Annotated in this window: 13 protein-coding genes; 8 read left to right on the forward strand and 5 right to left on the reverse strand. The window is 28.3% G+C overall.

The window, feature by feature from the left end; all coding sequences use genetic code 11:
* Window positions 1-81: 81 nt before the first annotated feature.
* From J2Z24_RS01250 to ahbB, 5 genes are all read left to right on the forward strand, one after another.
* Window positions 82-471, forward strand: a complete 390-nt coding sequence (locus J2Z24_RS01250) for a NifB/NifX family molybdenum-iron cluster-binding protein (protein WP_035144432.1) — start codon at window positions 82-84, stop codon at window positions 469-471.
* A 256-nt stretch (window positions 472-727) separates the two neighbouring features.
* Window positions 728-1,891 carry a putative heme d1 biosynthesis radical SAM protein NirJ1 gene (nirJ1, locus tag J2Z24_RS01255; RefSeq protein ID WP_035144434.1) on the forward strand — a complete coding sequence of 388 codons (1,164 nt, stop codon included), beginning with the start codon at window positions 728-730 and terminating at the stop codon, window positions 1,889-1,891.
* A gap of 11 nt (window positions 1,892-1,902) precedes the next feature.
* Complete coding sequence (gene nirJ2 / locus J2Z24_RS01260) at window positions 1,903-2,889, forward strand: putative heme d1 biosynthesis radical SAM protein NirJ2 (RefSeq protein WP_035144435.1); 987 nt, start codon at window positions 1,903-1,905, stop codon at window positions 2,887-2,889.
* 13 nt (window positions 2,890-2,902) lie between these two features.
* Window positions 2,903-3,376 carry a siroheme decarboxylase subunit alpha gene (gene ahbA / locus J2Z24_RS01265; protein ID WP_035144436.1) on the forward strand — a complete coding sequence of 158 codons (474 nt, stop codon included), beginning with the start codon at window positions 2,903-2,905 and terminating at the stop codon, window positions 3,374-3,376.
* Window positions 3,360-3,827 (forward strand): siroheme decarboxylase subunit beta, encoded by a 468-nt coding sequence (gene ahbB / locus J2Z24_RS01270; protein ID WP_035144437.1) that lies wholly within the window; start codon window positions 3,360-3,362, stop codon window positions 3,825-3,827. The genes ahbA and ahbB overlap by 17 nt, the downstream gene beginning before the upstream one ends.
* Before the next feature lie 103 nt (window positions 3,828-3,930).
* Here the strand turns inward: ahbB and J2Z24_RS01275 are convergent, their stop codons facing one another.
* The 5 genes from J2Z24_RS01275 to J2Z24_RS01295 all read right to left on the reverse strand — a co-directional run bounded on the left by J2Z24_RS01275 (window position 3,931) and on the right by J2Z24_RS01295 (window position 10,142).
* Window positions 3,931-5,034, reverse strand: a complete 1,104-nt coding sequence (locus tag J2Z24_RS01275; protein WP_035144438.1) for an ABC-2 transporter permease — start codon at window positions 5,032-5,034, stop codon at window positions 3,931-3,933.
* Window positions 5,015-5,911, reverse strand: a complete 897-nt coding sequence (locus tag J2Z24_RS01280; protein WP_035144439.1) for an ABC transporter ATP-binding protein — start codon at window positions 5,909-5,911, stop codon at window positions 5,015-5,017. Before J2Z24_RS01280 ends, J2Z24_RS01275 begins: the two co-directional genes overlap by 20 nt.
* 4 nt (window positions 5,912-5,915) lie before the next feature.
* Window positions 5,916-6,296, reverse strand: a complete 381-nt coding sequence (locus J2Z24_RS01285) for a GntR family transcriptional regulator (RefSeq protein WP_035144440.1) — start codon at window positions 6,294-6,296, stop codon at window positions 5,916-5,918.
* A gap of 237 nt (window positions 6,297-6,533) precedes the next feature.
* Complete coding sequence (locus J2Z24_RS01290) at window positions 6,534-8,729, reverse strand: cell wall-binding repeat-containing protein (protein ID WP_051593087.1); 2,196 nt, start codon at window positions 8,727-8,729, stop codon at window positions 6,534-6,536.
* Window positions 8,730-8,834: 105 nt separating this feature from the next.
* The gene (locus J2Z24_RS01295) at window positions 8,835-10,142 is read right to left on the reverse strand and encodes a hemolysin family protein (protein WP_035144441.1); all 1,308 of its coding nucleotides are present in this window, start codon (window positions 10,140-10,142) and stop codon (window positions 8,835-8,837) included.
* A 205-nt stretch (window positions 10,143-10,347) separates the two neighbouring features.
* On the opposite strand from J2Z24_RS01295, the gene J2Z24_RS01300 reads away from it, so the two are divergent.
* The 3 genes from J2Z24_RS01300 to J2Z24_RS01310 are packed head-to-tail and all read left to right on the forward strand — an operon-like array spanning window position 10,348 to window position 13,495.
* Window positions 10,348-10,596 carry a (2Fe-2S) ferredoxin domain-containing protein gene (locus tag J2Z24_RS01300; protein WP_035144473.1) on the forward strand — a complete coding sequence of 83 codons (249 nt, stop codon included), beginning with the start codon at window positions 10,348-10,350 and terminating at the stop codon, window positions 10,594-10,596.
* Window positions 10,593-12,323, forward strand: a complete 1,731-nt coding sequence (locus J2Z24_RS01305) for a [Fe-Fe] hydrogenase large subunit C-terminal domain-containing protein (RefSeq protein ID WP_035144442.1) — start codon at window positions 10,593-10,595, stop codon at window positions 12,321-12,323. Before J2Z24_RS01300 ends, J2Z24_RS01305 begins: the two co-directional genes overlap by 4 nt.
* Window positions 12,320-13,495, forward strand: a complete 1,176-nt coding sequence (locus J2Z24_RS01310) for a SpoIIE family protein phosphatase (RefSeq protein ID WP_035144443.1) — start codon at window positions 12,320-12,322, stop codon at window positions 13,493-13,495. Before J2Z24_RS01305 ends, J2Z24_RS01310 begins: the two co-directional genes overlap by 4 nt.
* Window positions 13,496-13,521 lie beyond the last annotated feature (26 nt).

Consider the following 13,521-nt stretch of genomic DNA (forward strand, 5'->3'; position numbering starts at 1 on the left):
AAAGTATTATTTGACATCATTAGTAAAATGTATTAATATTAAATTTGCAAATGCCAATAATCATTTTAGGAGGAAAAGAAAATGAAAATAGCATTACCAACAATAGAAAATAAAATAAGTGGACATTTTGGACATTGTCCTTTATTTACAATTTATGAAATAAATGAAGATAAAATAGTAGATAAAAATATTATAGAAAACCCAGGTCATGAAAAAGTAAAGGTTCCAGTATATTTAAAAGAACTAAACATAGATGTAGTAATAGCAGGCAATATGGGAGAAGGTGCACAAAATCTTCTTAAAGAAAATAATATAAAAGTTATACTTGGTGCAAATGGATTATGTGATGATATAGTAGATAAGTATTTAAAAGGAGAGCTAAAATCCGTAGAAAGTACTTGTCATGGTCATGAAGAACATCAGGGAGAACATGGACATAAGTGTAAATGTAGTTGCCATAATCATCATTAATATTTATTAAATAAGCTTTTAAAATCAGTATATTAGTCAGCTTAGTATAATACTTTAAAATAGTATTATACTAAGCTTTTATTTTTATATAAAAGGTACTAGTACTATTTTTGTTATCCTCTAGTAAAATAGATATAAGCATTGATAAATGTACGTAGAAAAGTTTTGAAATAATAATAAATTACGGTTATAATAGATATTATAAAAGCTAATAAATAATTATTAATTAATAATTTATATTGATAAGGAGAGGTATATGTTAAGTATAACAAAGTTATTATGGAATTCGCATAATTTTGGAGATAGTTTAAGATATGAAAAAGGTGCAGGAGAATGTAAACATGGAGTTAATTTTGGAAGAGGTCCTGTAGTAGTTTGGAATTGCACTAAGAAGTGTAATTTAAAATGTGTACATTGTTATGCAAATGCAGAAAATAAGAAGTGCAATGAAGAGTTAAATTTGGATGAATCTAAAGATTTTATTGAAGATTTAAAGAACTTTAATGTGCCTGTAATACTATTTTCAGGTGGAGAACCTATGCTAAGGGAAGATTTTTTTGAAATATTGAATTTTACATCTAAGCTTGGAATAAGAAGTACTATATCTACTAATGGTACTTTACTTAATGAAGATGTCTGTAAAGAGTTAAAGAATATGAAGGTTGGATATGTAGGAGTAAGTTTAGATGGTACTGGCACAAAGCATGACGAGTTTAGAGGGGTTAAAGGATCTTTTGATAAAGCATTACAGGGAATAAGAAATTGTGTAGAGGTAGGGCAGAAGGTAGGACTTAGGTTTACCATAAATAAACATAATCTAGAGAGTATTGAGGATATATTTACATTAATAAAAGAAGAACAAATACCAAGAGTATGTTTTTATCATCTTGTTTATTCTGGAAGAGGAAACAAACTTATGGATGAAGATATATCAAAAGAGGAAAGAAGAGAAGTTTTGGATTTAATTATGAGTAAATCTTTAGAGCTTGGAGAAAATGTAGAAATATTAACTGTAGATAATCATGCAGATGCAGTATATTTATATCTTAGAGCTTTAGAAAGGTTTCCAGATAAAGCTGATAATATATTAAATCTTATAAAAACTAATGGTGGAAATAGATCTGGAATGGCTTTTGGATGTGTAGATTATAGGGGAAATGTTCATCCAGATCAGTTTACATGGCAGCACAGTTTTGGAAATGTTAAGGAAGAAAAGTTTAGCTTTATATGGAAAAATTCAAAGCATCCTATTTTAAATGGACTAAGAGATAGGAAATCCTTACTTAAAGGAAGATGTAGAAAGTGTAAATGGCTCTCTATATGTAATGGAAATTTTAGAACTCGTGCAGAAGCGGTTACAGGGGACTTCTGGCAGTCAGATCCTACTTGTTATCTTACAGATAATCAAATAGGGCTATAAGGGGGCAAATTATGATAGTATCGTGGAATACAACAAATAAATGTAATTTATATTGTAGTCACTGTTATAGAGAAGCTGGTGAAAAGCTTAAGGAAGAACTTACAACACAGCAAGCTAAAGAACTTATACAAGAAATACACAAAGCAGGATTTAAAATAATGATTTTCTCAGGAGGGGAACCTCTTATGAGAGAAGATATATTTGAGCTTATAAAATATGCTTCTAAAATAGGTTTAAGGCCAGTACTCGGAACAAATGGTACTTTAATTACTAAAGATATAGCTGAAAAACTTAAACAGGCTGGAGCCAGGGGGGTAGGAATAAGCTTAGATAGCTTAAATGCTAAAAAACATAATCAGTTTAGAGGAGATAAAAATGCATTTAGGGATACTCTTTTAGGAATGAAGAACTGTAGAGATATAGGGCTAAGATTTCAAATACATACAACAGTTATGGAGTGGAATAAAGAAGAAATAATTCCTATGGCAGACTTTGCAGTAGCTATGGGAGCATCAGCCTATCATATTTTCTTTTTAGTCCCTACAGGAAGAGGAGAAAATATAGAAAAAGAAGTTTTAGAAAAGAATGAATATGAGATACTACTTAAGGAAATAATGAAGAAGCAGCAAGAAGTTAAAATTGAAATAAAACCTACTTGTGCGCCTCAATTTATTAGAGTAGCTGAAAGTATGAAAATGAAACTTAGATTTACTAGAGGATGTCTTGCAGGTATAAGCTATTGTATCATTAGTCCTAAAGGAGATGTTCAGCCCTGTGCTTACTTAAATAAAGTGGTTGGAAATGTTAAGCATACTCCATTTAATTATATATGGGAAAATAGTAGTATATTTAATGAACTTAGGACACAAAATTATAAAGGAAGCTGTGGAGTATGTAAATTTAAGCATAATTGTGGGGGCTGTAGAGCAAGAGCTGCTTATTATAATAATGGAGATTATATGCAGGAAGAAAATCTTTGTGTTTATTCTCATAAGTAATTAGGAGGGCTATATGGATAATATAGATAAGACTATTTTGACATGTATACAAGAAGGACTGGACATAGAGAAAAGACCTTTTTTAGCATTAGCACAAAGAATTAATATAACAGAGGATGAAGTAATAGATAGGATTAAAAAGTTAAAGGAAGAAGGATATATAAGAAGATTAGGTGGAATATTTAATTCTAAAAAACTTGGTTATGTCAGTACTTTATGTGCAATAATTGTACCAGAAGATAAAATAGAATATGTAGCCACAATCATAAATAAGTATGATGAAATAACCCATAATTATATGAGAAATAATAGATACAATATGTGGTTTACTATAATAGCACCATCTAAGGAGAGAATAGACCAAATAATAAGAGAGATAAAGAAAGAAGCTGATATATTAAATCTAATAAGTCTGCCATCTAATAGATTATTTAAAGTAAAAGTTACTTTAAACTTAGGAGGAACAAAAGATGCTCGGTGCTCTTGATAAGGAAATAATAAAAAGACTTCAAGAAGATATAATTATAGAAAAAGAACCTTTTAAAACTATAGCAAAGGAACTAAATGTAGAAGAAGAGAAAATACTTGAAAGGATAAAATATTTAAAAAATATAGGCATACTTAAAAGAATAGGGGCAGTTCTTCATCATAGAGAAGCAGGTTTTAAGGCTAATGCTATGGTGGTATGGTGTGTTCCAAATGAAAAAGTTGAATGTATAGGAAGTTATTTAGCTAAGTTATCAAAGGTAACTCATTGTTATGAAAGAATTACTTGTAAGGAATGGAAGTACAATCTTTTTACAATGATTCATGGAAAGACAAAAGGGGAATGTGAAAAGTTAATAGAACATATAGCTAAAGAAATTAATATAAAAGATTATGATATACTTTATAGTACAAGAGAATTAAAAAAAAGCAGTATGAAGTATTCATTTTAAGCAAATTTTATCTAAATCTAAGAATCAATTGATAATAATTTAAGAGGTAATAAAGTATATGATTTTATTACCTCTTAAATTTCAAATTATAGCCAATATATTTTTATTTAGCAAAATAATTAATAGCTTTATTAGTTACCAAATATCCTAGTATAGAACCTATAAGTAAAAAGGAATACATAGCTAGCAAGCTTCCATCACTATAACCAACTCCAAGTACTGCGGAACACAATAAGCCCAAGCAAATTGCAACTCCAAATTTTAATATATACTCAAAAGGTTTAAATAGTACTAAATAGCCATTCATCTCGAATTGATTTTTATTATAACAGTATATAGATAATAAATATGTGATTCCAATTAAAAATAGTAATACTACTATTTTTAAACCATAATTATAATATATATAATAATGTTGTTGAATATGATTATCACCTATTACCAATTCATCAAATTTAAATGTAGGTTTACTTGAGGTATAAAGCAATATGTTTTGTGAAATAGTATTTATTTCTTTTATTATTAGGCTATATGTTAGAGGATTTTGTATATGAGTTATTATAAATTCATTTATAATAGAAAGACATCCAGAAGGAGCAGTTAATATTAAACTACCCACTATAGCTGCAGATATATTTTGTCCCATTATAGTTTCTATAAAGAATATAAAAGAAAATATAGCAATACAGGTAAATATATTTATAAATAACCAATTTAAAATTAAAGAAAAGGGTTGCTCTATCATCCATTTTAAATTAATAAAATAAAATACGCTTATAACAACAAAGGTTATTATAAAAGGTAAAGTTATAGCAAGCATTCCTGTAAGCCATTTAGTTTTTATAACTTCTGATCTTTTAAAAGGCATAGAAGCTATAAGAGAATAAGTAGAACCATTTCGTTCACTTTGAAATAATATTATTGCTAAAACTATAGTTAAAATTATTACTCCAAAAATCCATGGTTCAAATTCGTTTAATGAATTATTAAACCAATATTTTTTATACAGATTATAATTCATAATACTATAATTAGAATGTTCAGCAGCACGTTCTAGAATAGATTGCTTATAAGATTTTAAGTTATTTAAACTTGAGGTAACATTTATGATTTTAAATATTATAAGATCTAAAAGAATGAGTAATGAAATCCATTTAGCATTTCTCCACTCCTTATAAAATAATGGATTATGCCAAAGATTTTTCATGTCTTTCACCGTCCTCTGCAGAATAAATAAATATATCTTCAAGGCTTAGATTTAATTCATCAACAAATAGTGCGCCTTTATTTAATAATTTGGTAACTAATTCTTTAGAATATTTTTTAGTAATTATATAATTTACCCTTCCTATGCTTTCTATAGTTAAAATTTCAGACCAATATTGTATATCTTCTGGCAAGGTATCTTTAAATACTACTTGAAGCTTTTTTATACTACTTTTCATATCATCTATATTATTAATATAATTTATTTTTCCACTGCTTATAAAAGCTACTGTGTCACATATTCTCTCTAAATCAGATAGATGGTGAGAAGATATAAATACGGTAGTTCCTCTTTGGGCTACATCTTCTAAAATTATATTAATAACCTTTTTCTTTATAATTGGGTCAAGACCTGAAGTAGGTTCATCTAATACCAATATTTCCGGCATAATACTTAAATTTAGCATTAAGGATACTCTCATTTTCATACCTTTAGATAAATCTTTTATTATTTTATTCAATGGTATGTTAAAAATATCATTTAGTTCTTTAAATCTATCCATAGAAAATTTACAATAAGTTAGACTGTATAATTTAATTAATTCACTAATCTTAAAAGTAAGAAAAAATTGATTTTCATCAGCCACGTATCCTATTTTTTCTTTTATAGTATTATTTTCGAATACATCTTCATTAAGTATTTTTATAGTTCCTTTATCAATTTTGTAAACACCTAGTATACATTTGATTAAAGTAGTTTTACCAGCACCATTTTCTCCAATAAGACCAAATATGCTTCCTTTATTTACAGTTAAGTTTACATCTTTAAGTATTTGTTTGTCCCCTAAGGATTTATAGACATTATTTATTTGAAGCATTATTTCACATCCTTTCAAAATTGTTATATAATTGGTCTAAAATATTTTTAAACTCCTTCTTATCTATGCCCATATAGTAAGCTTCTACTATAAGCTTTTTTAGGTCATTTTTTATAAACTCTAGCTTATCCTCATCTATTTTAGGGTTATAGTTAGAGGATACATAAGTTCCTTTACCTCTAATAGTTTCTATAGTTTTTTGTCTTTCTAGCTCTCGGTAGGCTTTGCTAACAGTATTTGGATTTATAGTAAGCATAGAAGATAATTCTCTAACGGAGGGTAGTTTATCACCTGGGTTTAATATTCCTTTTAAAATATTTTCTTTTATTTGATCAACTATTTGTTCATAAATGGATTTACTGCTTCTGCTATTTATATTTATCAAAACATCACCTCTTTTCTATGAGTGTGTATTGTGTATTAGTTGATGTAGTACACTATATGCATTTATGATATTACTTTCCATAAATTTTGTCAACAGTTTAATGAGATAATTTATCATCTGATATTATAACAGAAATATATTGTATAAATAGGATTAAATATTATGTACTAGAATTTAATAAGTATTTTATTACATAGTACAAAGGGCAACTCAGTTGAGTTGCCCTTTGTATAATTATTATTTTATTTCTACATTTTCAGTTGTTTCAATTGCATTTTCCATTGTTGATTGTAAAAATTTAAAATAGTCTATAGAGTTTGATTCAGTTAATGCTGGCATATTAACAGTTATGCTACTATCATTTAACTTAGTTAAAGATGTATTAAAATTAATAGTCATACCAACTGTACCTTTAACATTTGGGGCACCCATTTTTGCTAAATCAAATTTGAAGTCCATTACGCCTTCTTCATAAACAGTTCTACCTTTGTCATCTAAGTAATATTTAATTTGGATACCATCTTTTCCCAATAACTCCATAGATGAGAAGCCTTCTACGAACTTGCTATAAGCCAATTTGTTAGCTGGCATATTATCTAAGAATTCATTAAATCCTTTATCAAATTCTTTTTGGAATTCAGTCTTATCTATTGTTTTATCAGAAGAATTTACTGAATCTACGCAAACATTCATGTAAGCTTTGATAAAGTCCATTACTTCTTTTTGTTCAACAAAGTTTAAAACATTGTTTCCTGTATAAGCTAAAAATGCTTTTAAAGTTTCATTATTTAAAGTTATTTGATAACCAGTAGCAGTTCTGCCATCAGGAGTAGTTTTAGTACCTAATTTTGTTACTATATTAAAATTAGGTTTGTAAGCAGCAGCATATTTTAATCCTAATTTTTCAAAAGTGTTCTTGTTCTTTTCTATAAAGCTTGTAATTTTAGCATAATCCATTTTAGGAGTAGTAACATCTTTTGAGTTATCATCTAATTTGTCCATATCTGACATATTAAGAATCATATATTCTTTTCCTTTTAGCTCAGCCATGCTTGGATCAGCTACTGCAAGATCAGTTAATTCTTTAGGTAAACCGTATATTAATTTAAATGATGGATCAGCAGTCTTTGAAGCATCCATATCTATCCACATAGGGAATTTAATAGGCTTTGCAGCCATAAAACCACCTAATTTTATTGTACTAGATACTTCTTCCTTCATTTTTGTATCAGATTCATTTTGAAGTTTTCCAGTCATGTCTATAGTTATAGTATCTCCTACAGTGGATAACATTTGATTAAATCCATTTTGAACTTCAGCAGGAAGATCTTTTGCTGTAAATTTGATATCATAATTTCCAGCCATTTCACAAGATTTAACTTCTTCAGCTGTAAAAAGTTTAGTTAAAAATTCTTGTCCATCAGCTGTTTTGGAAACAGTATTATTTAATGTATTTTCTATAGATTTACTAACAGACCCTTCAAGACCTAATATATAGTGATTTACATATTCTGTTGAATTTAAATAAGAGCTTTGTTCTGAAAAATCTTTTCCGTTAGTTAAGATCATTGGAGCATTTAACTTAGCAGCTAGCACACTACCAGTAAGAGCATCTCCAAAGCTTTCACCAGAAGCTACTACCGTATTAGAAGATTTTAAATCAAAGGATTTATTTATTAATAAGTTTGTCTCATATCTATCTTTACCAGCGATTCTAATGATATCAGAATCTGTTAGATTTGAATTAATTGATTTTAATTCATTTACAATATTATTAGATACTAAAGCTTGGGAACTTATTATATATACTTTCGAAGGTTGTATTTTATTTAACTGAGCTTTTAATTCTGTTGGAAGTTTATCCTTACCAGTCATAATTAATGGGTAACCTTTTGTAGCAGAAATACTGGAAACACTTAAAGAGTCTCCAAAACCTGCAGCACTTGCTATAAATACAGGAGTTCCTTTTTCTATCTTTATCTTATCAAGTATTTTACTGCTTGTGTCAAATCTGTTTTTACCTGAAATTCTTTCAGCTTTAAAACCTAATTTTTTTATTTCAGCTTCTACATCTTTTCCTATTGCTCCTTCACCACCTAAGATGTATACAGTACCAGATTTACTTAAATGTTTTTTAATATAATTGAAAGTTTCTTTACATTCGTTCTTATCTTTATCTGCAAGAAGGATAGGAGCATTAATGTTTTTAGCAAATAAGCTAGCTGATAGAGCATCATAAGGAGCTTTTCCACTAGCTAGCACTATGTTGTCTACAGTACCGCTGTAAATACGGTTAGCAATTGCTTCAGCTGTAGCATAACGATTGTTACCCCCTAATCTAGTGTCTACTTTCGCATTAACACTAGCTGTATTAGTAGCTGTAAGAATAGCTGCTAGTGTAGCGGAAGCTACGATTGATCTGATTTTTTTCATATAAATCTCTCCTCTATTAACAATTTATAACGCCTATAAATTATATTGGTATAATTTTATTATAATGTAGAGATTAGGGGTGAAGTCAATAGTTTTATGGTAAATTTAAGGTATATATATCTTTAAACGAGTTATTCTTTTGTATTCTACTTCCTCTATTTTAAAAACTATGCCATTATATTCTAAGGTTTTTTCATCTGTATTATTAGGTATACTACCTAATAGATTTATGGCAAAACCACCTATAGTATCTGCATGGTTAGAAGGTAAATTTAAATGAAGAAGGTCATTTATATCATCAATTGAAAGAAGACCATCTACTAAGTATGTATGAGCGTCTATTTTTCTTATAAGTTCACTATTTTCATCATATTCATCAAAGATATTTCCTACAATTTCTTCTAATAAATCTTCCATGGTTACAATTCCTGAGAATCCTCCATATTCATCTATAAGCATTGCTATATAATTTTTACTCTTTTGAAGGTCTTTAAATAAAGTATCTATAGTTTTTGTTTCTGGAACAAAGTATGCAGGTCTTAATAATTTTTTTATAGAATCTTCATCTAATGAATTATGTCTAATATTAAAAAACAGATCTTTGATGTATAAAATTCCAATTATATTATCAATATCTTCTTCATAAACAGGTATTCTAGAGTATTTTTCTTCTAAAATTTGATCAATAAGTTCATTTAATGGAGAATTTATATCTACTGCAAAAACATTAGTCCTAGGAGTCATAATTTCTTTGGCTAAAGTATCGTCAAAGTCAAATATACCATTTATCATTTCTTTTTCTGTTTGTTTTATCACTCCTGTTTCTTCACCTACGTCTATCATCATTTTTATTTCTTCTTCTGATACATCTTCCTCTATATTATCTGTACTTACTCCAAATATTCTTACTAAAAGGTTAGTTGACCAAGTTAATACTTTTACAAAGGGGAGTGTAATTTTTGAAAATAATATTATAGGTTTAATTACAAACATAGCTATATTTTCTGAATGTTGTAGTGCTAGACGTTTAGGAACTAATTCACCAAAAACTAAAGTAATATATGATAGTAATATTGTTACTAAAATTAAGGAAAGTTGACTGCTAGCAGGCACATTCATTTTTTTTAGCCAATTTGACAATGGAGTAGAAATATTTGTAGCTGCAGAAGCGCTAGCTAAAAATCCAGCTAAAGTAATTCCTACTTGTATTGTAGCTAAAAATTTACTAGTTTCCTTTGACAAATTTAAAATGAGATTTGCTTTAACGTTTTTATCTTCTTCTGCCATATGAGATAACTTTGTTTTATTTAAAGATACTATGGCCATTTCAGAAGCAGAAAAAAAAGCATTAATGCAAACTAGTAATAATATGATTAATATATTTAATGTAATATTAGGTGAGTGAATATCCATAGCAGAACCGCCTTCCTACAAATAAATAATATATAATTATATTTTTACTAAGAATGACTATATTATTCTTTATATAAAAATATTGTATGGCAACTTTTTAGAATATAGAGAAAAGATTACAGTGTATAGATGTAGAATAAATTTAATCTTTGAGGTAAAATTGTTTATAGAAAAGATTATAGGGTTTGAGGATGGTGGTTATAAAATGGTTGATATAAATGTGTGTGTGGGAAGTGCTTGTCATCTAAAAGGATCATATGTGGTTATTGAAGCATTACAAAAACTTATTATAGAGAATAGATTAGAAGATAAGATAGAGCTTAAGGGAGCTTTTTGTTTAGGGCATTGCACAGAAGGGGTATCTGTAAAAATAGGGGAAGATATATTTTCAGTAAATAAAAGTAATGTAAATGATTTTTTTAAAGAACAGGTTATGGAGAGGATAATAAAATGAGCCATATGAATTTTTCAAGAGCTAATTGTAAAAATTGTTATAAATGCCTTAGATCTTGCCCTGTAAAAGCTATAAGGTTTAAAAATGAACAAGCTGAAATAGTAGAGGAAAGATGTATAAGTTGTGGTCATTGCCTAGCTATATGCCCTCAAAATGCAAGAAATATAGTAAGTGATTTGGAAAAGGTTAAAAATGCCATACAAAATGGGGAAAAGGTTATAGTGAGTATAGCTCCTTCTTTTGCTGGTTTTTTTAAAGGAAGAGAAGGAAAAATAATTCATGCTCTTAAGAAAATTGGGTTTCATGATGTAAATGAAACTGCATTTGGAGCAGAAGTAGTGACAGAATTATATAAAGACTATATAAATAAAAATTGTAGAGAAAATTATATAACTACTTGTTGTCCATCAGCTAATTATCTTATAGAAAAGTATTTTCCAAAATTGATTTCTTATATGATACCAATAGTTACTCCTATGACAGCTCATGGTAAAATACTGAAAAGTATATATAAGAATAGTTTTATAGTTTTTATAGGACCTTGTGGAGCTAAGAAAGTTGAGTCAGATAGTTATAATGAAGAGGAAAGACCTATAGATGCAGTATTAACTTATGAAGAGATAGAAAAATGGATTGTGGATGAAGGCATAGGTATAGATAAATTAAAAGAAGAAAAAATTAATGGAATGGCTTTTGATATAGGAAGAGGATATCCAATACATGGAGGAATAATTAAAGCTGTTGGAAATCTGGAGAAAATAAAACATTATCATAAACTATCTGTAAGTGGAATAGAGGATTGTATAGAACTTTTTACTAGTATAGAAAAAGGAGAATTAAAAAATTTATTAGTTGAAGTAAGTGCTTGTAAAGGAAGTTGCATAGGTGGTCCCAATAGAATTAGAGATAGAAAGGATTATTTTGAAAGGCTGAATGCTGTAGAGGATTATATAAAAAAAAGAGAAACAAATTCTAAAGAAAATATTGATATAGTGTCAACACCAGAAAATATGGATTTTACCACAGAATTTATTGATAAGAGTTTTTATAATCATAATCCTTCAATGGAAGAAATAGAAAATATAATGAAAAGTATGGGAAAATATAGTGCAGAAGATGAATTAAATTGTGGAGTATGTGGATATGATACTTGTAGAGAAAAAGCAAAAGCAGTATATAATGGTATGGCTGAAACTACTATGTGTTTACATTATATGAGGAGTAAAGCTGAGAATATAACAAATGTTATATTTGAGAATACAGTTACATGTATAATTTTATTAGATGGAAATTTAAGAATTAAAGAAATAAATCCAGCAGGAGAGAAAATATTTTCAGTAGATGCAAACAATATAAAAGATAAACCTATTACTAGTTTAATGGCAGATGAAGATTTTAGATATGTAAGAAAAACGGGAAAAAGTATTATAGGTAAAAAAATAGCTCTTCCTCAATATAATGTAGTATTTATTGAAAATATTGCATATTTGCCTAAGCAAGATATAATAATGGCTTCTATGGTAAATATAATGGAAGAAGAAAAAAATAAAAAGGAGCTTATAAAAGTAAAAGAAAATACTTTAAATGCTGCCCAAGAAGTTATTGAAAAGCAAATGAGAGTAGCACAAGAAATAGCAAGCCTTTTAGGGGAAACAACAGCTGAAACAAAAATGATTTTAACTAAACTAAAAAAGGTAGTGGAAGGAGAAGAGGGGGAAATAAGATGAGCTTATTTGTAGATGTATCCTTTCATAGCTTAATAAAATATGGAGAAGAATTATGTGGAGATAGTGTTGAAACGGTGAAGCTTGCAGACAGTACTATAGTAGTTATGGCTGATGGATTGGGAAGTGGAGTAAAGGCTAATATATTATCTACTTTAACTACTAAAATATCTGCTACCATGTTAAAGGATGGAGCAGATATATACGAAACTGTTGATACTATAGTAAATACTTTACCTGTGTGTAAAGTAAGAAAGGTAGCTTATTCAACTTTTACCCTTATAAAAATATATGATGATGGAAGAGTTTATTTAGCAGAATACGATAATCCGCCAACATTTATAATTAGAGATGGCAATTTGTTAAATATACATAAAAAAGAGATTATAATAAATGATAGAAAAGTTTATGAAAGCAAATTTTATGTAAAACATGGAGATGCATTAATTGTAGTTAGTGATGGGGTTATTCATGCTGGGCTTGGAAATATAATGAATTTAGGATGGAAATGGGAAAATGTCAGTGATTATCTTCAAAGAAGCTCAAGGAATAGAAAAGATGCTAGAAGTATAACAAAGGATTTATGTGATGTATGCTCAGATCTTTATGGAGGTAAACCAGGAGACGATGCTACCGTAGTTACTATGAAGATAAAAGCACCAGAATATATTAATTTATTTACAGGACCTCCTAAAGATAAGACTAAAGATGGACAAGTTATAAAACATTTCATTAATAGCTTTGGAAAGAAAATAATATGTGGAGGAACAGCAGCAAATATTGCTCAAAGAGAACTTAATAAACCATTAAAAGTTAATTTAGATTTTATATCAAAGGATATACCGCCTACAGCTGATATGGAAGGAATAGATTTAATAACAGAGGGAGTTATTACTTTAAGTAAAGTTGTAGACATGCTAAAGGAATATAAAAGGAATATTTTATCATCAGCATACAATATAAATAATATTACTAGACAAGATGGAGCATCAAAACTTATGAGAATTCTTTTAGAGGAATGTACGCATCTTACTATTTGGATTGGAAAAGCAGTGAATCCAGCTCATCAAAATCCAAACTTACCTATGGATTTAAGTATAAAATTAAAACTTGTTAATGAGTTGGCTGAACTTTTAAAAGATTTGGGAAAGAAAGTGCAAATTAAGGAGATTTAGAAAAAATTAAAAAGGCATAATCCAAT

The organism is Clostridium tetanomorphum, assembly GCF_017873215.1.
In the GTDB taxonomy this organism is placed as follows: Bacteria; Bacillota; Clostridia; order Clostridiales; family Clostridiaceae; genus Clostridium_AO; species Clostridium_AO tetanomorphum.

What these genes read in the sequence shown, in the direction of transcription:
- J2Z24_RS01250 (WP_035144432.1), top strand. Translation starts at nt 82, where the DNA reads ATGAAAATAGCATTACCAACAATAGAAAATAAAATAAGTGGACATTTT.
- nirJ1 (WP_035144434.1), top strand. Translation starts at nt 728, where the DNA reads ATGTTAAGTATAACAAAGTTATTATGGAATTCGCATAATTTTGGAGAT.
- nirJ2 (WP_035144435.1), top strand. Translation starts at nt 1,903, where the DNA reads ATGATAGTATCGTGGAATACAACAAATAAATGTAATTTATATTGTAGT.
- ahbA (WP_035144436.1), top strand. Translation starts at nt 2,903, where the DNA reads ATGGATAATATAGATAAGACTATTTTGACATGTATACAAGAAGGACTG.
- ahbB (WP_035144437.1), top strand. Translation starts at nt 3,360, where the DNA reads ATGCTCGGTGCTCTTGATAAGGAAATAATAAAAAGACTTCAAGAAGAT.
- J2Z24_RS01275 (WP_035144438.1), bottom strand. Translation starts at nt 5,034, where the DNA reads ATGAAAAATCTTTGGCATAATCCATTATTTTATAAGGAGTGGAGAAAT.
- J2Z24_RS01280 (WP_035144439.1), bottom strand. Translation starts at nt 5,911, where the DNA reads ATGCTTCAAATAAATAATGTCTATAAATCCTTAGGGGACAAACAAATA.
- J2Z24_RS01290 (WP_051593087.1), bottom strand. Translation starts at nt 8,729, where the DNA reads ATGAAAAAAATCAGATCAATCGTAGCTTCCGCTACACTAGCAGCTATT.
- J2Z24_RS01295 (WP_035144441.1), bottom strand. Translation starts at nt 10,142, where the DNA reads ATGGATATTCACTCACCTAATATTACATTAAATATATTAATCATATTA.
- J2Z24_RS01300 (WP_035144473.1), top strand. Translation starts at nt 10,348, where the DNA reads ATGGTTGATATAAATGTGTGTGTGGGAAGTGCTTGTCATCTAAAAGGA.
- J2Z24_RS01305 (WP_035144442.1), top strand. Translation starts at nt 10,593, where the DNA reads ATGAGCCATATGAATTTTTCAAGAGCTAATTGTAAAAATTGTTATAAA.
- J2Z24_RS01310 (WP_035144443.1), top strand. Translation starts at nt 12,320, where the DNA reads ATGAGCTTATTTGTAGATGTATCCTTTCATAGCTTAATAAAATATGGA.